This is a genomic window from Anatilimnocola aquadivae (genome assembly GCF_049819085.1).
Classification (GTDB): Bacteria; Planctomycetota; Planctomycetia; order Pirellulales; family Pirellulaceae; genus Anatilimnocola.
Genome location: NZ_CP187419.1, coordinates 4,967,612 through 4,987,410 on the forward strand (window position 1 = coordinate 4,967,612; position 19,799 = coordinate 4,987,410).

The 19,799-nt window shown below is 57.8% G+C and carries 16 protein-coding genes and 1 tRNA gene; 7 read left to right on the forward strand and 10 right to left on the reverse strand.

All coding sequences use genetic code 11. From position 1 onward, the window contains the following. The first annotated feature begins 6 nt into the window (after positions 1–6). The 7 genes from NA78x_RS19640 to NA78x_RS19670 all read left to right on the forward strand — a co-directional run bounded on the left by NA78x_RS19640 (position 7) and on the right by NA78x_RS19670 (position 5,001). Positions 7–1,086: a type II secretion system F family protein gene (locus tag NA78x_RS19640; protein ID WP_425614072.1), complete on the forward strand. Its 1,080-nt coding sequence runs from the start codon at positions 7–9 to the stop codon at positions 1,084–1,086. After that, the gene (locus tag NA78x_RS19645) at positions 1,083–1,496 is read left to right on the forward strand and encodes a hypothetical protein (RefSeq protein ID WP_425614073.1); all 414 of its coding nucleotides are present in this window, start codon (positions 1,083–1,085) and stop codon (positions 1,494–1,496) included. The genes NA78x_RS19640 and NA78x_RS19645 overlap by 4 nt, the downstream gene beginning before the upstream one ends. Continuing rightward, positions 1,493–2,032: a PulJ/GspJ family protein gene (locus NA78x_RS19650; protein ID WP_425614074.1), complete on the forward strand. Its 540-nt coding sequence runs from the start codon at positions 1,493–1,495 to the stop codon at positions 2,030–2,032. Before NA78x_RS19645 ends, NA78x_RS19650 begins: the two co-directional genes overlap by 4 nt. Beyond that, positions 2,025–2,456: a hypothetical protein gene (locus NA78x_RS19655; protein ID WP_425614075.1), complete on the forward strand. Its 432-nt coding sequence runs from the start codon at positions 2,025–2,027 to the stop codon at positions 2,454–2,456. Before NA78x_RS19650 ends, NA78x_RS19655 begins: the two co-directional genes overlap by 8 nt. Positions 2,457–2,459: 3 nt before the next feature. Continuing rightward, a complete protein-coding gene (locus NA78x_RS19660; RefSeq protein ID WP_425614076.1) occupies positions 2,460–3,338 on the forward strand; it encodes a DUF1559 domain-containing protein in 879 nt (292 codons plus the stop codon). A 458-nt stretch (positions 3,339–3,796) separates the two neighbouring features. After that, positions 3,797–4,471 (forward strand): DUF2306 domain-containing protein, encoded by a 675-nt coding sequence (locus NA78x_RS19665; protein WP_425614077.1) that lies wholly within the window; start codon positions 3,797–3,799, stop codon positions 4,469–4,471. Then, positions 4,468–5,001, forward strand: a complete 534-nt coding sequence (locus NA78x_RS19670; RefSeq protein WP_425614078.1) for a hypothetical protein — start codon at positions 4,468–4,470, stop codon at positions 4,999–5,001. The genes NA78x_RS19665 and NA78x_RS19670 overlap by 4 nt, the downstream gene beginning before the upstream one ends. A gap of 2 nt (positions 5,002–5,003) precedes the next feature. On the opposite strand, the gene NA78x_RS19675 is transcribed toward NA78x_RS19670, so the two are convergent. The 10 genes from NA78x_RS19675 to NA78x_RS19720 form a co-directional block, all read right to left on the reverse strand. Beyond that, the gene (locus tag NA78x_RS19675; protein WP_425614079.1) at positions 5,004–6,485 is read right to left on the reverse strand and encodes a protein adenylyltransferase SelO; all 1,482 of its coding nucleotides are present in this window, start codon (positions 6,483–6,485) and stop codon (positions 5,004–5,006) included. A 6-nt stretch (positions 6,486–6,491) separates the two neighbouring features. Beyond that, positions 6,492–8,381, reverse strand: a complete 1,890-nt coding sequence (locus NA78x_RS19680; RefSeq protein WP_425614080.1) for a DEAD/DEAH box helicase — start codon at positions 8,379–8,381, stop codon at positions 6,492–6,494. A gap of 370 nt (positions 8,382–8,751) precedes the next feature. Further along, entirely contained in the window at positions 8,752–11,067 is a 2,316-nt protein-coding gene (locus NA78x_RS19685) for a CHASE4 domain-containing protein (RefSeq protein WP_425614081.1), read from the reverse strand. Between the two features lie 290 nt (positions 11,068–11,357). After that, positions 11,358–12,275, reverse strand: coding sequence for a CheR family methyltransferase (locus NA78x_RS19690; protein WP_425614082.1), 918 nt, complete (start codon positions 12,273–12,275; stop codon positions 11,358–11,360). Next, a complete protein-coding gene (locus tag NA78x_RS19695; protein WP_425614083.1) occupies positions 12,272–13,372 on the reverse strand; it encodes a protein-glutamate methylesterase/protein-glutamine glutaminase in 1,101 nt (366 codons plus the stop codon). Before NA78x_RS19695 ends, NA78x_RS19690 begins: the two co-directional genes overlap by 4 nt. A gap of 135 nt (positions 13,373–13,507) precedes the next feature. Next, the gene (locus NA78x_RS19700) at positions 13,508–15,538 is read right to left on the reverse strand and encodes a methyl-accepting chemotaxis protein (RefSeq protein WP_425614084.1); all 2,031 of its coding nucleotides are present in this window, start codon (positions 15,536–15,538) and stop codon (positions 13,508–13,510) included. Between the two features lie 60 nt (positions 15,539–15,598). After that, positions 15,599–16,075: a chemotaxis protein CheW gene (locus tag NA78x_RS19705; protein ID WP_425614085.1), complete on the reverse strand. Its 477-nt coding sequence runs from the start codon at positions 16,073–16,075 to the stop codon at positions 15,599–15,601. A 50-nt stretch (positions 16,076–16,125) separates the two neighbouring features. After that, positions 16,126–18,735 carry a hybrid sensor histidine kinase/response regulator gene (locus NA78x_RS19710; protein WP_425614086.1) on the reverse strand — a complete coding sequence of 870 codons (2,610 nt, stop codon included), beginning with the start codon at positions 18,733–18,735 and terminating at the stop codon, positions 16,126–16,128. Between the two features lie 395 nt (positions 18,736–19,130). Further along, positions 19,131–19,204, reverse strand: a tRNA-Arg gene (locus NA78x_RS19715). 202 nt (positions 19,205–19,406) lie between these two features. Next, positions 19,407–19,784 carry an RNA recognition motif domain-containing protein gene (locus NA78x_RS19720; protein WP_425614087.1) on the reverse strand — a complete coding sequence of 126 codons (378 nt, stop codon included), beginning with the start codon at positions 19,782–19,784 and terminating at the stop codon, positions 19,407–19,409. Positions 19,785–19,799 lie beyond the last annotated feature (15 nt).

The following is a 19,799-nucleotide window of genomic DNA, read 5'->3' on the forward strand; positions in this document are numbered from 1 at the left end:
ACGTCCATGACAACTTGGTTTCCCACCCTTCGCCGCCTTCGCTACTCCGGCACACTAAGCTGGCCGTGGTACACAACGCGTGTGCAGCAACAATCTCTGCTGCGGATGATTGCGGTGGCCACGGAAGAGAACTTGCCCTTAGCACCACTCCTCGAGCAATGGGCTCTCGACGAGAAGGGTGTGCAGCTTCTGCGAATTCGCCGTCTGGCGGCGCTCATTGCTGAAGGTCGCAGCACGGCCGATGCCGTCGAAGCCATTCCCGGTGTGCTGAGCGACGAGCATCTGTTGGCACTTCGCTTCGATGCTCAGTCGGGCACGCGCACCAAGGCGATTCGTTCGGCCCTCGAAGAGCTACCGACGCAAATGGCGGCCTCGAAGCTCCGTTTTCAACGCTCGCTCATCTATTTTGCCGTCGCGTTTCCATTAGCGATCATCCTGCTTCACTTCTCGCATTTGATGATCCTTCCCAAGCTGCAACAAATCTTTGCCGAGTTCGGTGCGGCGCAACCGCCGCAGCTGCAGTGGTCCAGTCAGATGTTTCTGCAGCTGTTTCCGTTTCTGTTCGTGGGCGCTCTGCTGGCACTCGTCATGTCGATCTGGCTCTTCGGCACTCAGTTTGGCCGGCGAACACGGCGCTGGATCGCGGGGCGTTTGTTTCGGTCGGTACACGACCTGCGATCGGCCGATGTGTTGCAACAAATGAGTGTCGCGGTGGCGGAAGGCCGGCCAATTCCCGGTGCCCTCTCCACGCTGGCTCGCTATCACTTCGACCCGACCATTCGCCACGAGTTGCTGGTGGCCCGCAACAACATCGAACAGGAAATGCCGATCTGGCAAAGCATGGCTGCCGCGGGCCTCATCTCGCAGCCTGAAGCCAAAGCGCTGCAAGTGGCAGGCGAGCAAGGATCCCCGAGTTGGGCCATGCAGCAACTGGTGACTGTTCGCCGTCTGCGCATCTGGCGGCGGTTCGAACGACTCAGCGAGTTCATCAGCCCCGCCCTGGTGATTTTGCTCGCGGCAATCGTCATCTACCAAGCCTGCTCGGTCTTTTTGCCCCTGATCCAACTCATGGAGGGCCTGCTGTGAACCCTGCTGTTCCATCCGCTCGCCCAAGTCGGCGGGCAACCAGTTCGCTGGAAGTGGTCGTCGCCTTTCTGCTGACCAGCGCCATCCTGACGCTGGCCACGCCGCTGATTGTCGCTCACAACCGACTCCTCATCGCGCAGCGCGAGTATCGACTCGCCCTGAGCGAACTATCGAACCAAATCGAGCGTCTGAGTTTGCTACCACCGGCCGAGTTACCGACAGCCATCGAACAGCTAGAGCCTTCGCCGCTGGCTACCGAGAAACTATCTGGCGCAAAAGTCGCCGGTGAGGTGAAAGCATCGGATCTCGGTCAGCGAGTCACCCTGCAGATCACTTGGGACGAACCCAATCGGCGCGAAGCTCCCGTTCGCTTGACTGCCTGGTTAAACGGAGCGGAGGACAGCCGATGAAGCGTTTGAATTCAACCAATCGTACCGGCGTTACTCTGGTCGAGCTTCTCGTCACCATGTCGGCGTGTGCCGTGCTGCTGACGCTCAGCATCACGCTGTTGCATCGCATGCTACACGTGCAGAAGCGGGCGATCGCGGCCACCGACATTCAGCGCACTCTTTGGCGACTCGAAACGACGTTTCGCAGTGACGTCCACCGTGCTCAGCCTGCTGAGAGTGAACCGAATGCACACGAGACACTTTTGATCCGATTGCAGCTGAAACCTAATCAAATAGTTGAGTATCGGTCTGAAGAAGCAGCCCTTGAACGAGTTCTGCTGACCAAGGGTGAACTGACCTCCCGCGAGCGATTTGCGTTTTCACAGTCCATTCAAGCGACCGTTTCACGAGATCAGGCTGGTCTCGTCGCCCTGGCGATCACCACGAAAGACATTCCCGTCGCCGGTTCGCCGATTGCGTTTCTCGTCGCAGCAACTCCCGGCCGCGACCATTTGCCTGTGGGCCTCACGCTGGTGAAGGAGGTGCCCCATGAATAGGAAACGCTCGAAATCAAGCCGCTCACAACCAAGGCGCGGCAGCATTCTGATTGTCTCGCTCGTCTGCCTGCTGGTGGTGATGTCTCTGCTGGGGCACATGCTGCTGGCGGCGGTTCGCAATGGCCGGCAATTGCACACCGAGCGAGATCACCGGCAGTGTGAATTGCTGCTGCAAGCGGGCGTCGATCGCGGACTGCGACAATTGGCCGCCGATGCCGCTTACAAGGGCGACGTTCACGAGGTCGCCCCTGAGGAAATCATCGGCCAGGCGAGTGGTCGCATCACCATAGAAGTCTCTCGGCCAAGTGGATCGCAAATTTCGCACTTGAACATCACCGCCGAATATCCACTCGGCACAGTTCCCTCGATTCGTCGCTCGCGCCAACTTCAACTTCAAGCCAATCCCCGTCCAGCCCAGGAGTAAGCCATGTTTCGTTCCACGCTAGTCCATCGCTTCCGTACTCGCGGTTTTACGCTCATCGAACTCCTTGTCGTGATTGCGATCATCGGGGTGCTCATTGCTCTGCTGTTGCCCGCCGTGCAGGCCGCTCGCGAGGCTGCCCGCCGCACTTCGTGCCTCAACAACATTTCGCAACTCGGTCTGTCGCTGCATAATTTTGAATTTCACTTCGAAACCTTGCCGCCTGGTGTCACGAATGCCGATGGTCCGATTCGTAACGAACCGAAAGAGACGCACGTCAGCTGGATCGTAAAGATCCTTCCCTACTTGGAGCAAAACGCCCTCGCCAAGCATTTCAAAGAAGACGAAGGAGCTTACGCCGACGTAAATGGGCTGGTGCGAGCGGCGCAGATTCGGACGCTGCTGTGTGCTTCGAATCCCTACGACGACCGCGAGTCCAAGAGCGCTGCTCGCAGCGACTACGCTGGCTGCCATCACGACTCCGAGTCCCCCATCGACAAGGACAATCGCGGTCTCCTCTTTTTGAATAGCCACATTCGCTATGCGCAGATCTTTGACGGCAGCACCTCCACGCTGCTCATCGGCGAAGCGCTCAACGGCAAAGATAGCCTGGGCTGGGTGTCCGGAACTCGGGCCACGCTTCGCAATACCAGCCTGCTCGAAGCGGGCGGTCCCAATCTGGCCACCCCACCTGCTGCCAACAACGCGGCAGCGGAATCAAAAGTGGGGTCGCTCTACGTCGGCGGTTTTGGCAGCTATCATCCCGGCGGTGTGAATGTCGGCCTCGCCGATGGCAGCAGCCGCTTCCTCTCGCAACGAACCGATCCGCAGATCCTTCGTCAACTCGGCAATCGTGCCGATGGCGAAATCATGAAGCCGTATTAGTCGCGTGCCTGTCAGGTTTTTTAATTTAGTAACTCAACCAAAGTTACTCCCAAATGTATTGACAACGGATCGACCAATGGCAACAATAACACCACGTTCTCTTACAGTGTGGTGGATCAATGCGCGGGCCGCGATCGGCGGCTGGGCTGTGTCGTTCTAGGCGACGTGGCTGCTACGGCAAGAATCAGCACCTGTCCAAAAACCAGGCCCCTTGTTGGACAAAGACGATGATTGCGAAATTTGTCAAACCCGATGCAAGTGTAGTGGCCATAGCAGCTTGCAGCGAAAACCAAGAGTGAGTGCCTGTCCAGAAACCTCTTTGGTTGTTGGACAATTACAGTGAGTGGGAATGGGCTCGTGGCGGCAACAACTGGCTGCAGCAACGGTTGCTCGGTTGTTACCTACTTGTGACCTCAAAATGGCTCCTCCTTCAGTACGATGCGTACAGGAGGCCAGCCATGATTTACTTTGCGAAACAACGCTTTGCCATCAGCCTGTCGATCGTCACGGCGATTGCTTGCTGGCTGATCGTCGTCAGCAATGTGATTTACTTCACGGGTGAAGAGTCTCGCTTCCACTTGGAGAAAGGGGCACTCGCTCGCAATCCTTGGTGGCTGGCGACGTTCTACTTTCATATCGTCGGTGCCTCGATCTCGCTCGCGGCGGGCTTGCCGCTGATGTTCCCAGCTTGGACACGCAAGTATCCCGCCTGGCATCGCTGGCTCGGATACCTGTACTTCAACGCGGTTCTGTGGATGGCTGCGCCCACCGGACTGGTGCTGGCCTTCACGGCCAAGGGCGGTCTCCTCGGTACCGCTGGCTTTGTCGTGGCCGGCCTGATGTGGTGGCAGACCACTTGGGCAGGCTATCAGGCCATTCGTCGTCACGACCTGCCCACACACATTCGCGCGATGGTCCGGTCTTTTGCCTGGGCTCTCTCGGCCCCCGCATTTCGCATCATTCAGATTGCGCTATACGCGGGCGGCTTAGACGACACCACGAATTACGTCCTATCGCTTTGGCTGAGTATGGCCGCGAGCGTGTGGCTTGCCGAGTCGTGTTTGTTTCGAATTGGGCGCAGCACGCAAGTCGCTGCGCTTGCCCCATCCCCTTCGACAGGAGTTCTCTCATGAACCGAACACTCTGGATTCCCGCTGTGTGCTGTGCTTTTGCATTTGTCGCGCTAGCGACAACCTTTCGCGGTGCCACGGGTCGCGAGACGATCTCGAAAACTGGCCAGTCGGTGGTCACTTCCAAGACAGAATTGCTGAGTGCCAGCGCCGCAACTCCCTCGGAGCTAATGTCGTCTGCGGAGGCAGAACAGTTGCTGACTGCGATCGCAGATGAATACACGGCTCCGTGGCGACAAGCCCAAGCTACGCCGCGCAACCTGTACTCTCGGATTGCTCCGCGCCCGATTCCGAGCATCAAGTCGGATATTGAGCTCGTGAAGGCGACGGACGAAGGCGGACAGATCCTGCTCGCCACGGTCGCGATTACCACCGGAGAAGCAAAGGAGAGCATTCCCTGTGTAGTCGACCGCCGCACCAAGCAAGTGAGCTTCTTCGCAGCGAAGCAATGGCAGACGCAGGCCGACTGGGTCAAGACCGCGCCGTCACCCTTTGGGCCTCGGAATCAAGCGATGCCGGGTAGCATTCGCTAGAGCTAAGTACCGCAGAAGGTTCGGTACCCGCATTCATCCCGGGGCGGCTCTTGATAGGGTGCAGTAGCGGCGGTCGGTCGATAGGGCGATGACAGCGCCGCCAGTAAGCGGTGCAGCACGGAGAGATCATCGTTCTCTTCAGCCGCGGAGAGAGCTTCTTCCACACGGTGGTTGCGCGGGATGACGGCGGGATTGATAGATTGCATTTCGGAGTAGATTGATTCCAGCGGCCGACCTTCGCGCCTGAGTCGTTCCTGCCAGGTTGCGTGCCAGGCGCGAAACTCGGGTGCTTGGTAATTTTCGGCGACAGGCAGTTCCGAAGAAGCGAGGCTGCGAAACGTATTCGTAAAATCGGCTGCGGAGCTCTGCATCCAGGCGAGCAACGAGCGAATCAAATCGGCATCACCGGTTTCGCTCGTCTGCAGTCCCAGTTTTTTTCGCAAGCCACCCAACCAGTAGCCTTCGAAGATACTTGTGTACTCGGTGAGCGCAGCCATGGCGATGTCGATCGCCTGCTGTTGCTCGGGATGCAACAGCGGCAACAGTGTCTCCGCGAAGCGAGCCAGGTTCCACTGAGCAATCGTAGGCTGGTTTCCATACGCGTACCGGCCGCCATGATCGATCGAACTGAAGACCGTGTCCTGGTGATAGTTGTTCATGAAGGCGCATGGGCCATAGTCAATCGTCTCGCCCGAGATCGCCATGTTGTCGGTATTCATCACGCCATGAATGAAGCCGACGCACTGCCACTGAGCGATCAACGCGGCTTGGCGGTCGATCACCGCTCGCAAGAACTGCTGGTACTTATTGGGAGCGTCCATGAGCGTCGGATAGTGACGCGCAATGGTGTAATCGGCCAGCAACTGCAGGCTCGCATTATCTCGAATGGCTGCCAGGTATTGAAAGGTTCCCACGCGAATGTGGCTGGCGGCCACGCGCGTCAGCACCGCACCTTTTTGAATGGGCGTTCGATAAACAGGTTCCCCGGTAGTGACGACGGCCAGGCTGCGTGTCGTCGGAATGCCGAGCGCACATAGGGCCTCGCTGATGACATATTCACGCAGCATGGGACCCAACGCAGCGCGGCCATCTCCCCGACGTGAATATTGAGTCTGCCCCGCTCCCTTCAACTGAATGTCGACCAGTTTGCCGGAAGACAGGCGAAGCTCGCCCAGCAAAATGGCCCGACCATCACCGAGCATGGTAAAGCCGCCGAACTGATGCCCGGCATAGGCCTGCGCGATGGGTTGAGACCCAGGAAGCAATTCTTGTCCCGCGAAGATTGACGCAAGGCGCTCCGGGGACTGTTGAGCCAGACTGAAGCCCAGTTCATCCGCCAACCGCTCGTTCAGGATCGATAAGCGCGGCGACCGCACCTTCGCTGGCTGCGCAGGGGCAAAGAGAACCTGCGGCAAGCGCGAGTAGGTGTTTTCCAGCCTCGCGCCAATGTCGTTGTGCTCTGTGCCTGATTCCGACAGACTCACGATCAACTACCTCTTGGGGGCGAAGTTTCGTTTCGGCTTCTTGGGCTTTGAAGGTTTGGCTTCAGCCCGCAACGGAGGCGCGGATTGCCGTCGTTCTTCACCCACGCGCGAGATCTGAAGTTGTTGTCCGGCGACCCAAACCAGCTTCAGTTCCTGAAACATGTCTGGCGGCATGCCTTGCGGCAGATCGACGGTGCTGTAGTCGTCGTAAATGGAGATTCGCCCAATGCTGGTGCCGTTGATGCCAGTTTCGTTGGCGATAGCACCGACCAGGTTGCCGGGCTTGACTTGATGCACATGGCCCACTTCCACGCGGAAGGTTTCCATCGGCTCGTCGAAGCCGCGCGGCGCGGAGTTCCGGCCAGGACGCATATCTGGACCACGGTCTGCGTGACGGTCTCGACCATGGCGAGGTCCGCTATGGTTGTCTCGCCCACTACCATGAGTATCGAAGGTTTCCGCAGTCTTCACCGAGTCTTTCATGAGCAGCGACTTTTCGCCGTTGGCAAGCACCGCGAGCGCTGCAGCCACTTGCTCGATGGTTAGCTCCTTGTCGCGGCGATATTGCTCGACGATGGAGGTGAGCGCCTCGATGTCGGGATGAGCGAGCGCCGCCGAGATCTTGTCGTGAAAGCGGGCAACTCGTTGCTTGTTGATCGAACGGTTGGAAGGAAGTTCCATGGGCTCGATCGTTTGCCGCGTGGCACGTTCCAAGTTTCGGAGCATATGACGATCGCGAGGATGAACGAACAAGATCGCCTCGCCGCTGCGGCCTGCTCGACCCGTGCGGCCGATGCGATGAACGTAGGCTTCGCTATCGAAGGGCAAGTCGTAGTTGATGACGTGGCTGATTCGCTGCACGTCCAGCCCGCGAGCTGCCACGTCGGTGGCGACGACGATATCGATTTTTCCCGAGCGTAAACTGTCGACGATCCGCTCGCGTTGCTTCTGGGCAACATCACCATTGAGCGCTGCGGCGCGATGGCCATGCTGGCCGAGGAACTCAGCGAGCGGTTCGGTCGTGCTGCGCATCTTGACGAAGATGATCACGCCGTCGATCGGCTCCGCTTCGAGAATGCGAGCGAGCGCGGCCTCTTTGTTATGGGGCGAAGCGACGATGAATCGCTGACGAATAGTGTCCGCAGTGGCCGTTTGCTGGCGAATCGTGATCTGGGCCGGGTTACGCAAGTGACGCTGCGCAATGCGGCGAATGGCATCGGGCATCGTGGCCGAGAACAATGCAATCTGCCGTTCTGCTGGCAACTGAGTAAGTACCCAATCGACGTCCTCGGCGAATCCCATCCGCAGCATCTCGTCGGCTTCGTCGAGAACGAGCGTCTTGAGACCATCGACGTTGAGCGAGCCACGACGCATGTGATCCATCACGCGACCGGGCGTGCCGACAATCACCTGCACACCACGCTCGAGCGCGCGAAGCTGGACGACGTAGTCTTGTCCGCCGTAGATCGGCACCACGCGCAGGCCGCGCAGCTCGCCCGCATATTTTTCGAAAGCCTCGGCCACTTGAATGGCAAGCTCGCGCGTGGGCGTGAGCACCAAAATCTGCGGGCGACGTTCGGCAAGATTGATTCGTTGCAACAGCGGCAGCGCGAAGGCTGCTGTCTTGCCGGTGCCCGTTTGAGCCTGGCCCAGGACATCGCGTCCTTCGAGAATCAGCGGAATCGTCTGCGCCTGAATGGGCGTAGGCGTGGTATATCCCGAGCCAGTGAGAGCGCGGACGAGCGCATCGTTTAGACCGAGTTCGCGAAACGCGTTTTCGGGGAGCGCGTCGTCTGCTTGCTCGTTGTCGGGCAACTCAACAGCGGCAATTTCTGCCGGGGAGGTTTCAGGGAGGATCTCGACTGCAGATGCTTCTTCTTGAACAAACTCGGACATGGAAAACGAAATGCCTTTGCCGATGAACGGCGATGCCAATCACGCTCTGTCGCCAGCCAACGATGGGGCCACAAGAACGTCACTAGGGGATGAACAACCGGGGTCGCACGACATTGCAAGCAGGTGTTGTTAACCGCTTGCGGGCGAGAAACCTTCAAGATCCGTTTGAGCCACCAGCCAGGCTCCCAACGCTTGAAGGGCGAAGAATTCGCAGCCCACCGGGATGAGAAATCTTAAAATCTGCCGAAATGCGTTTGTCTCGCAATTCTAGCCGGTGAGCGACGGGTGGTGAAGGTGCAAAACAGCGGCAAAAGTGTTTACGTCGAAAATTACCGACTGCCGCTGCCCCGCAGCGGTTGGCCGCACTTTGCTAGACAGTCGCAGCCAATTCCGTCGCCCGCTGCTCTGCCTGAAAAAGGGCCGCAATCTGCGCAACCAGCTTGTTCCGGTCAATGGGCTTGGTGGCATAGTCGTCGCAACCGAAGCGCAGGCATTTATCGCGGTCACCGCTCATCGCGTGAGCCGTGAGGGCGACGATTGGACGTCGGTAGCCCTTGGCCCGCAGCAGCGCCACCGCTCCATAGCCATCGAGCACAGGCATTTGAATGTCCATCAAGATGACGTGGAAGGGATGTTGATCGTCGACTGCTTGCAGCGCCGCAGAGACGGCCAGCTGACCGTTTTCTACCAGGGTTACGTTGGCACCGGCCTTCTTGAGAACGTAGGAAATGAGTCGCTGATTGTCCGGGCCATCTTCGGCTAGCAATATGCGACAGCCCGTCAGCGAAGCTTCCGAAGCGCTCCGCTTGTGACTTTCTCGGTAGGCTTCATCAGGTTGTTTGAGTTGATCTGGCGCGATCATCTCGACACCGCTCAGCGAACCGGTAGCGATGGTTAAACGCAAGCAGGTGCCCACACCTGGGGTCGACTCAACGATAGTGACATCGCCATTCAGCAATTCAGCCAGGCGCTTGCTGATCGTCAGCCCGAGTCCCGTTCCGCCGAACTTGCGACTCGTAGAATTGTCCCCCTGACTGAACGGCTGAAATAGCACCTCTCGCTGTGCGGGTGTCATTCCCACGCCCGTATCGGTCACGTTGAACTCGAGCGTCGACTCTCCCGGAACAAGCCGAATGGAGAGATCAACTCGTCCGACTTCGGTGAACTTGATGGCATTCCCTACGAGATTCACCAGGATCTGGCGTAGTCGAGTTGGATCGGTGTTGATGGTTGCCGGTATCGCTGTTTCGTAAGTCACCTGCAAGACGATTCCCTTGCCATCGGCGCGAACTCTCATCAGTGACAGAACCTCTTCCACGATCGCTTGCGGCGAGTATGCGATTCGGTCGACAGTCAGCTTGCCAGCCTCGACTTTCGAGAGGTCCAGAATGTCGTTAAGGATTCCCAGGAGGTGATCGCCATTACGCTGAATGGTACGTGCTGCCGCGATGCGTCGCTCGGGCACCTTGGAAATCTCATTATCCTCCAGCAGCAGATCGGCGAAACCGAGAATGGCTGTCATGGGCGTGCGAATTTCGTGGCTCATGTTGGCCAGGAACTCCGATTTGCTGACGTTGGCTGCCTCGGCGGCGTGGCGCGCATGGGCAGCCAGGCTCGCGTTCTCCAAGGCTTTCTCCTGCGATCGAGCTAGATGTTCGACCATTGTGTCGAACTCATGCGCCAGCGTGCCGATTTCGTCGGAGCGATCAAAATGTAGTCTCGCAGTGAGATCACCGCTGGCGGCGAGTCGCATCGAGTGAGTTGCCATTCGCTGCAAGGGTGTCACGATCCGCCATTGCAAGACAATCCACACACTAATTAACGTCAGCAGTCCTCCAGCCAAGTTGCAACCGAGTGACAAATACGTCGAAAGCTGTCCCCTAGCTGTGATCTCCCGAGGTACGGCAACTCGCAGCACGATTGCAGGATTTCCGCGCAAGTCTCGCATCAGCGAGAAGGCGTGCAACTCGTTTGCATCGTATATGTCGATCAACGGCTCACGGATCTGCGAACAGGCCGCGGCAATTCGATTTGCCTCGCTCGAATTGTCTTTCTCGCCAACCGTGAGCATCTCGAGCGATACATGCATTCTTACCGCTAGATTGTTCAATTCCTCTTTGCTCAGCAGTCGCCCCATCACAATGGTGCCCCGTGGCCGCGCGGTGCGAGTTGTATCCGTCACCGGGCGCGAGGCGATCAACAGGGGACCATGTGCGGTCAATATGATTCCTTGTTTCGCATCGTTGACGTCGATGTGCGTAGTGATGGGACTCGACTCTTCCTGAAGCATCGCCATCAACTTTGGTGCCTCAATTGGCTCCAGTGTATCGATGTCGCGCATCTCTCCCCAAATTAACTCGCGATTGGTATCGAGGAAGCAGATGACGTTGAGTCGCGTGTTGCCAAACGACTCGGGGATCAGGTTGCTCCTGGCGAAAGAGAGATTCCGATCCTGGACGTATTGATAGCTGTCATCCCACGTTCCCCAATCGTTGGCAACATTCGAGATACTCTCGATATCTCGATTGATCGCTTCAACACAGCGCTCGACATCACGCTGAGCAGCTTGCCGCTCCAATTCCGCAAATGTGGGCATCACCACAAGCTGCTGAATCGCGTACGTTCCGGCAATGAAAGCCAGCGTCGTAGCGATCAGCAGAATCGTGATTTGCCTGCGCAGAGACATGGTTGGCGATGATAAGGAAAGTGAATGCTGGCCCCAAACACTCCTAAAACTTAGTTCATGGGTAGCATTCAACCGGGCAGACGTGCCGCATGGCCCAAAACCGCCAATTGGGCGGCGTGCACCTGACGCAACATGTCATTGCCGGCGCGATCCATGAAGCAGAGCATCGTTTTGCCTGCATAAGCCCTACAGCTGTAGCTCTGCTGCGGAGTGCCGCAGGCAATGGAACAAAAGGAGGAGTTTGCCCAGTGAGTCAATTCCGTTGCTAAGCTGCAACTCGAATCGCTGTTTCAAGGTGATTGGGCAAATGCGCCAACCAATCCTGCCGGCAGCGGGCTCGCCGCATTGCGACCGCCCAGTTCGTGCGCGGGGCGGGAAGGAAGGTTGGGCCGGTAGAAGATGGAGCGGCAGTGGTGGTGGGGGAGGAAGGCGGGGCCGAGGTCGGAGAGGGACTCGGCGGAGCCAACGAAGAGGTAGCCGTCGGTGAAGAGCGAGCGGGCGAGGCGATTGAAGATGTCGGCGCGAGCGGCAGCGGTGAAGTAGATGACCACGTTGCGGCAGAAGATGATATCGAAGGGACCGGTCGCGGCGAACGGCTCCATCAAGTTTTGCTTGCCGAACGAGACGAGCGAGCGCAGTTCGTCCTTCACCTTGTAGTTGCTGCCACTCTTGGTGAAGTAGCGATTCAGCATCGGTGGGCTCAACCCACGGCCGATTTCGAAGTCGGAATAGATGCCGCTCGAAGCCTGCTTGAGCGCCCCGTCCGAGATGTCGGTGCCGAGGATGTTCACATCCCAAGTCGCGATGTTCGGAATCAGTTCGTTCAGCACCATGGCGATGCTGTAGACTTCTTGCCCCGTGCTGCTCGCCGCCGACCAGATGCGCAGCCGTTTGGGATGCGCGGTCTTGGCCTTCGCGTCGATCAGTTCCGGCAGCGCTTTGTGCTGCAGTGCTTCGAACGGACTGCTATCACGGAAGAAGAGCGTTTCGTTGGTCGTGATGGCGTCGATGATGCGGGTGAGGAGTGCGCGATCGCGATGAACGCGGGCTTGCGTCACGAGTTGTGCGTACGAGTTGCACTGGAACTCGGTGACCAGCGATTGCAGCCGACTCTCAATCAGGTAGCCCTTCGATTCATCGAGCAGGATGCCGCACAGTTCCATCACCAGAGACGAGACGTCGGCCAGTTCTTGCGACGACAGGTTCATGCGCAGGCTCCTTTGCCAGCCAAGGAAGCGCTACCAGCGTGGGCAATCGCGGTGATTTCGCCTGCCATCTGTTCGAGGGGAATAATGCAATCAGCAAGGCCTTCGGCGATGACCATGCTCGGCATGCCGAACACCACGCACGACTCTTTGTCTTGAGCGAGGACCGGTGCCCCATGCCGCTTGAGCAAGCGGCAACCGAGCGTGCCGTCGCTCCCCATGCCGGTCATGATGACGGCCAGCACGCGAGCGCCGTAATGATGCGCGGCCGAGCGAAACAGGTAATCGACGGCGGGCCGGCAGCTATTTTCGGGCGGATCGTCGGTGATGTGGACGAGCGGCCCATGCTCGGTCCGCTCGATCTTCATCTGCTTGCCACCGGGAGCGACCAGGCAATCGCCGGGCTGAGCCAGTTGGCCATCGATAGCCTCACTAACCCGTAACTTGCTGCGGGTGTTGAGATCGTCGGCCAGACTCTTGGTGAACAGCGGCGGCATGTGCTGCACGATGAACAGCGGCGCCGATAGATCAGCCGGCAGGCGAGGAATGACTTTATTGAGCGCTTCGGGACCACCGGTTGAGATGCCAAGGACGATCACTTCGGGGTGGTCGGTTAAGTTACTGGCGACAATCCGGGAAGCGCGCGACTTGGGCGCTTCTGCGACCGGCGTGCGAATGCTGGTAAGACCCAGGTTGCGACTCTGTGCGAAAGCGGCCACACGATCGGCCAGCCGTTTGCTCAGTTGACTCGAACTCTCGACGAAGTTATCGGTCGCGGGCTTCAGCACGAAGTCGAACGCCCCCAGGCGTAAGGCCTCGGTCGTCGCCGCAGCGCCGGCGGAGGTAAACGCGCTGAGCATCAGCACGCCGACGGGACTCGCGATCTTGCGCAGTTGTTTGAGCACGTCGACGCCACTCAACAGCGGCATCTCCAGATCGAGCGTGACCAGGTCGGGCTGCAGTTCCGCGATCTTTTCGAGCGCAAGCTGCCCGTTGATCGCCGTGCCGATCACTTCGACGCCGTCGATCTCGCGCAGGGCTTCGGTCACCACTTTGCGATAGATGGCGGTATCGTCGACCACTAAGACACGCACAGGCATAACAGCTCGATCATCAAACAGAGAAGAAGAGAAAGGCCCGAGGCCGGAAGATCAGCTGCCCACCATCTTCCGGCCTCGACCAAAGCGGCTTGCTGAATGCCAGCCGCCAGGAACACGTTCACTTTCGACCAGGCCTTACACCTGGAACTCGGTTACCAGGCTGTTGAGCTTGCCGGCAAGTTGGAACAGCTGCGTGCCCGAAGCCTTCGTTTGGGTTGCCCCGGCAGCCGTATTCTTGGCAGCCGAGTCAACACTGGCGATGGTCCGCGTAATCTCTTGGCAAGCAGCGGCCGATTCGGTCACACCTCGCGAGACCGTACTGGCCGCGGTGGCCGTTTGAGCGACGTTGCGCGAGATCTCTTTGGTGGCGATCGATTGTTCTTCCACAGCGGCGGCAATGCTGCGGGCGACGTTGTTGACGTTCTTGATCGCGGCACTGATCTCGGCGATGGCCCCGACGGTCTCGGTGGTCGAGCCTTGCATGGCTTGAATCCGCTGACGAATGCTGTCGGTCGCAGCCGCCGATTGCTTGGCCAGTTCCTTCACTTCGGAAGCGACCACAGCAAAGCCCTTGCCGGCTTCACCGGCCCGAGCCGCTTCGATGGTGGCGTTAAGAGCCAGCAAGTTGGTCTGGTCGGCGATGTCTTGAATGACATCGATGACCTTACCGATTTCGCTGGCAGCTTCGCCGAGCAGAGCCACCTTCTTGTTGCTGATGTCAGCCAGGTCGGCCGCTTGACCAGCAACGGTCGAAGACGATTCGGCGTTCTTGGCGATTTCGCTGATGCTGGCAGTCATCTCTTCGATGGCCGAAGCGACGGTCTTCACGTTGGTCGACATCTCTTCGGTCGAGCCAGCCATCGAACGCATGTTCGTGGACATTTCTTCGGCAGCTGCAGCGACCGTAGCCGATTGCTGCGTGGTGCCGTTGGCATTCTGCGTTAGGTCATCGGCCGTGGCGGTCAGTTGCGTCGACGAAGCGGTCAACGTCTGCGTCCCTTGCAGAATGTTCTGAATCACGCTGCGGAAGTTTTCGGTCAACTTATTCACCGCGGTACCCAACTGCCCGACTTCATCCTTCGTCGTCACTGTCACCTTCTGCGTCAAATCCCCCGCCGCCACCTTCTCGAGCACCTTCGCACTCTGCACCAACGGACGTGAAATCTGACCAGCAATGAAGAGTGCAATCAGGCCAACAACCACCGCGGCTCCGAGAGTGGCCAAGCCGCAGAACCACGCGAGCGAAGTGCATTCGGCGAGGGCATCAGAAACATCTTGACGTACCAGGACGCCCCAACCGAGACCAGCGAAGTCGCCTTGCGGTTTCGAAGACGCAACTCCGTTCACCTGGGACACCTTCCGACGAGAATGAACTTCCGTGGTCGCTCCCGTCTTACCTTCCGAAATCATCTTGGCAGCTTGCAACCCCGAATCAACGAGGTTCAGCTTCAATTCGACCGATGGATCAGCATCGTGCAGAATCAAGCCGTTCTTGGAGAGAACATTACAGGTAAGCTTCAGGCCCCTCGCTTCATTGCGCTCTTGAGCCTCGGAGAGTACGGTGGCAGCAATTTTGTCGAACGAAGCAAAGTTGGCCCACACGCGAATGGCCTTGCCATCGGCGTCGAAAACCGGTGCCGAGAAAATGACTGTCGCCGGTTCGGTTTGGCAAATCGTCTTCACTCGATCATCGTGAACCATGTCGTAACAAAACGCACGATCTTTGGCCGTGCTGTCAAGAGCATCGGAAAACCAAGCTTCACTTTTGACATTGGCTCCCAACAGTTGAGCGGAATCAATGGGCTTGCCATCGGCATTTACGCGATTGACTGCGATGACCTTGCCATCGGCGTCAGCAAGAATCATTAAGCTGTACACGCCGTACAACTTTGTGAGTCGGTCCATATCTGTCATGACGGCCTCCGGTTCCATTTTCGCACCGCGCAATCCGCTGAACATGCGGATGTCCCCATAGCGTTCGCTCATCGAACGATCGATTGTGTCGATCGTGTCTTCGGCTAGGATCACAGCACTCTCTTCGGCGGCTGTCTTGAGCGCTGTGCTCGACTGCCAATAGGCTGCTGAACCGACCACGGCTGCCGGTACAACACCCAGGATGAGAAACCAGCATAAGAGCTTGGTCTTGAGACTTTTGAATTGAAACATCTGACACTTGAACATACTTGCCCCTTGAAAACCGATACTGAATTGATTGACGATAAACAACTATGCAACTGCAGGTTCAGCCAATGATTGCAGTGCTTGAGTGACATTGAGCACGACCAACAGATGTTGCTGGAGCTTGATGACTCCGCTGAAGAAGCAACTATCGATACCGCCCAGATTCTCAGGGAGCGGATCAATGTCGACAGAGTGGCAGGTGATGACTTCGGCGACCTTGTCGACGAGTAGGCCTACCTGTTCGCCGGTGTGCTTGATGATGACGTTGCTAGTCGAGCGAGTGAACTCCGCAGCTGGCAGGCCAAGCACGCGGCGCAGGTCGATCACGGTTACTACTTCACCGCGCAGATTGATCACGCCCTGAACCGCGTCCGGTGCATGCGGCACGGGAGTCAGATTCAGATTGCGATTGATCTCTTGCACTTGGTGGATATCGATCCCCAGCAGCAAGTCACCGACCTGAAACGAGGCAAACTGAAGTTCGCTGCCGGAAACAGGCTGATTGATGTTCGAAGTAGGCATAGCGGTAGCTTTATGGGGTGAATGTGGTGGAACGGCGATGACTGGGCGTGCTAAACGAGCACAGCATTTCGCTCGGGAGATTTCGCGGTTTTCAGCAGTTTTGCAACGGTTGCCAACAGACGATCACGATCCATCTTGACCTGATAGTCGTCGATGCCGACATCGCGGCCCCGCTGAATGTCTTCCTGACCGGCGAGTGATGTTAGAGCGATCACGGGCAATTCGCCCCAGTTGTCGCTTTGACGAACTCGTTCACACAGTTCGAAACCGTTGAGGTTGGGCATCTCAATATCGGTGAGCAACAGGTCGAATGCTTCATCGCCAGCTTCGAGAATGTGCCACGCTTCCAATCCATCTTCACAGCCGACGACTTCGTAGCCCTTGCTCTCCAAGAAGGCGATGACCTGCGATCGGAAAAAGGCGGAGTCCTCAGCGAGCAAGATTTTGTAGGTGCGTGGTGGCTGCTTGGTAGGCGAGTTCGACGATATGTTCACGGCCAATTGTGGATAAGCCAGGGCAGCTAACTCGAATACATCGAGCAGGCGGATGGCCAACTTATCCAACACCACGGAGCCAATCACGCCGGGCTGACGGAAAGTGCGAGTGTCGAGGGCTGTGGGAAGTTCGCGAATCTCGTTCAGGTTGGGGACGGTCACCGCCAACTCTTTGCCGTTGAAGTCAAAAATCACGACATAGATCCAGGGCTGTTCCGGTCGCGGTTTGGCGGCGATGTGATCTTCGATGGCAATCAGCGGTAGCGAGGCACTTTCGTATTTCAGCACAGTGTGCGTGCCGATCACTTCGACTTGGTCGATCCGGACACGTTCCAACCGGCGAATGACGGCCATCGGAATGCCAAACGTCTCCGACGGATGATTCGTGAACATCAGCGTGGACTGAGTTTCAACTGCTTGAGTTGCCGCTTCCTGCGTGTCTGCGTCGCGATCGGCCGACTTGGTCAGTTTCATGTGCATGGCAATGCCTGCGACATCCAGAATCAGGGCCACCTCGCCGTCGCCCAGGATGGTTGCACCTGCCAGGCAGGTACACGACTGCAAATGCTGGCCAAGAGGCTTGACAACGATCTCTTCCGAGTCGTGTAGGCCGTCGACCACCAGCCCGTAGTGAAAGCTGCCGGTCTCGACAACGATTACATCCAGCGCACGATGTGGCGACGATTCGGCAATGGGTCGTCCAAAGACCTGGCTCAAACGAACCAGCGGGAGCAGTTTGCCTCGCAGGAGCAGAACTTCTGCGCCCTTAATGATCGACACACGAGCGGCAATCTCCGCTGCCTTGATGCGAACCAATTCGTGGATGCTTGCCTGACTGATTGCGAATCGATGCTTACCGCCGCGAACGATCAGCGAGGGAATGATGGCGAGAGTGAGTGGCAGCTTAACGTGAACTTCGGTGCCGCGTTCCAGTCGCGACACAACTTCGACAGTACCACCGAGCCGTGTGATATTCGACTTCACCACATCCATACCGACTCCGCGACCGCTGACGTCGGTCACTTGTTCCGCAGTAGAGAAGCCTGGATGAAAGATCAACTCGATGGCATCCCGTTCCGAAAGGGCGGCCGCTTGTTCAGCGGAGAGAATGCCTTTGGAAACTACCTTGGAACGAAGCCGCGCGGCGTCAATACCGGCGCCGTCGTCACGCACCACGATGTTAACTCGACCTGCCTGATGGCTCGCTTCGAGCGAAATCGTACCCGTGGCCTTCTTGCCACGGCGTGTGCGGACATCCGGAGTTTCAATACCGTGATCGAGCGAGTTGCGCACCAAGTGAATGAGCGGATCGCCGATGGCTTCAATAATGGTCTTGTCGACTTCGACCTCCTTACCGTGTATCTGCAAGTCGACCTGCTTACCCAGGCGAGCACTCAAGTCGCGAACCACGCGGGGGAAGCGATTAAAAATCTGTGCGAGAGGCTGCATGCGAGTTTGCATGATGGCTTCCTGCAACTCGCTCGTCACCTGGTCCACGCGGGCCGCTGTCACCTCAAGACCGGTATGATTGGTCGCTCCCATGGTTTGCAACAGTTGATTGCGGCTGAGCACCAACTCGCCAGCCAAATTCATCAGCTTGTCGAGCACGTTCACCGATACACGAATACTCGCGTCGCTGATGTGTGCCTCGCTGGCATTGGGCGAATCGGCGGTTGCAATTGTTGCTGGGGTAACAGCTTGGCTCGGTGCTGGCGTCGTCACAGGCCGATTCGTCGGGTCGCTGACTTGCTTTGCAGGACCGCAACCTTGGTCGTTTAATTGATCGAGCGCGGAGACGTACGGACGAATATCGTAGGAATCATGCTTGGCTTGGTTGTTGCTACCAATGGCTTCCATCAAGCTGCGGAGCAAGTCGGCAGATCGCAAGAGGAGGTCGATGATTTCACTAGTGGGCGTCAACTCGCGCAGGCGCATCTTGTTGAGCACGTTCTCTTGGCTGTGCGCCAGATCGTTGACCTTTTTCAGGCCCAGGAAACCAGCGGCACCCTTCATGGAGTGAATCGCCCGAAACACGCTGTTCACGGCTTCGATATCGCAATGCTCGCCACCGGCTTCCATGGCCAACAGTAAGGTCTCGACTTCCGCGAGATGTTCTTTCGATTCAACAACGAAAGCATCCAGAATTGCCTTATCTTCGCAAAACATACGTGTCTCTCGGCAAGTGCTGCGCAGAGTGGTGGCGCAGACAAGTTTTCAGGCGGGATGGGTGGAGGTGGGATCTGGCATGTAGACCCAAGCGCGCGGTGTCGCTTGCTGTCTCTGAGAAGTACGATCCGCAAACACCCTGGCCAGATAGGCGATTGTTTGCGAACTGCCCCGTACGTAAAGAAATCTACATTGGGGATTTGCTGCGTCAAGGAAGACTATTCCGACTGCGCAAACCCGCCGATAGTGGGAGCGAAAATAACGCAGCCGTGGTTGGGCTTCATGCCGCAGCGGAGAGATCGACCTTGAGGCGGATGGCCGCAGATCAATGAACTGCGAAGATTCAGTATGAAATATACCGGGCTGCAACTTCGCCCGTGCCGTTGACGGAAAAGTACCCCGGAGAGGACTCGAACCTCCGACCTAGTCTTTAGGAAAGACTTGCTCTATCCAACTGAGCTACCAGGGCGAGTGGAACCAACTTGTGCGAGACACTAGCCAATTATCTGGCTGGTAGAGCTGTTGGCAATGGCGAGCAGGTCAGGCGACATCAAAAAACAACACCCGCTGCTGAAGCTCAGGAGCGGGTGTTGAAAATATTACGATAGCAGGTTCGAAATCGAAGTCTCTAATCGTAGACAACTATCAGGCGCGTCGTAAACGATCGCAGCTTAACGACCACCGTAACCGCCACGGCCACCGCCGCCGCCACCACCATAGCCGCCGCCACCACCACCTCGGCTGCCACCACGACCGCCACCGCCGCCGCCACCACCGTAACCACCACCACCGCCGCCGCCACGATCTTCACGTGGGCGAGCTTCGTTGACAGTCAGTGGGCGACCGTCGTGTTGCTGTTCGTGCAGACCCTTGATGGCCTCACGGGCAGCGTTGTCGTCAGCCATTTCGACGAAGCCGAAACCTTTGCTGCGACCAGTGTCGCGATCCTGAATTACCTGGGCGCTACGAACTTGGCCGTACGCCGAGAAGAGCTCTTCGAGCTTCTCGTTCGTTACGCCGTAACTCAGGTTCCCGACATACAACTTCATTGCCACCGCTCAACT

What these genes read in the sequence shown, in the direction of transcription:
- NA78x_RS19670 (WP_425614078.1), top strand. Translation starts at nt 4,468, where the DNA reads ATGAACCGAACACTCTGGATTCCCGCTGTGTGCTGTGCTTTTGCATTT.
- NA78x_RS19700 (WP_425614084.1), bottom strand. Translation starts at nt 15,538, where the DNA reads ATGTTTCAATTCAAAAGTCTCAAGACCAAGCTCTTATGCTGGTTTCTC.
- NA78x_RS19665 (WP_425614077.1), top strand. Translation starts at nt 3,797, where the DNA reads ATGATTTACTTTGCGAAACAACGCTTTGCCATCAGCCTGTCGATCGTC.
- NA78x_RS19655 (WP_425614075.1), top strand. Translation starts at nt 2,025, where the DNA reads ATGAATAGGAAACGCTCGAAATCAAGCCGCTCACAACCAAGGCGCGGC.
- NA78x_RS19685 (WP_425614081.1), bottom strand. Translation starts at nt 11,067, where the DNA reads ATGTCTCTGCGCAGGCAAATCACGATTCTGCTGATCGCTACGACGCTG.
- NA78x_RS19710 (WP_425614086.1), bottom strand. Translation starts at nt 18,735, where the DNA reads ATGTTTTGCGAAGATAAGGCAATTCTGGATGCTTTCGTTGTTGAATCG.
- NA78x_RS19695 (WP_425614083.1), bottom strand. Translation starts at nt 13,372, where the DNA reads ATGCCTGTGCGTGTCTTAGTGGTCGACGATACCGCCATCTATCGCAAA.
- NA78x_RS19690 (WP_425614082.1), bottom strand. Translation starts at nt 12,275, where the DNA reads ATGAACCTGTCGTCGCAAGAACTGGCCGACGTCTCGTCTCTGGTGATG.
- NA78x_RS19650 (WP_425614074.1), top strand. Translation starts at nt 1,493, where the DNA reads ATGAAGCGTTTGAATTCAACCAATCGTACCGGCGTTACTCTGGTCGAG.
- NA78x_RS19640 (WP_425614072.1), top strand. Translation starts at nt 7, where the DNA reads ATGACAACTTGGTTTCCCACCCTTCGCCGCCTTCGCTACTCCGGCACA.
- NA78x_RS19680 (WP_425614080.1), bottom strand. Translation starts at nt 8,381, where the DNA reads ATGTCCGAGTTTGTTCAAGAAGAAGCATCTGCAGTCGAGATCCTCCCT.
- NA78x_RS19705 (WP_425614085.1), bottom strand. Translation starts at nt 16,075, where the DNA reads ATGCCTACTTCGAACATCAATCAGCCTGTTTCCGGCAGCGAACTTCAG.
- NA78x_RS19720 (WP_425614087.1), bottom strand. Translation starts at nt 19,784, where the DNA reads ATGAAGTTGTATGTCGGGAACCTGAGTTACGGCGTAACGAACGAGAAG.
- NA78x_RS19660 (WP_425614076.1), top strand. Translation starts at nt 2,460, where the DNA reads ATGTTTCGTTCCACGCTAGTCCATCGCTTCCGTACTCGCGGTTTTACG.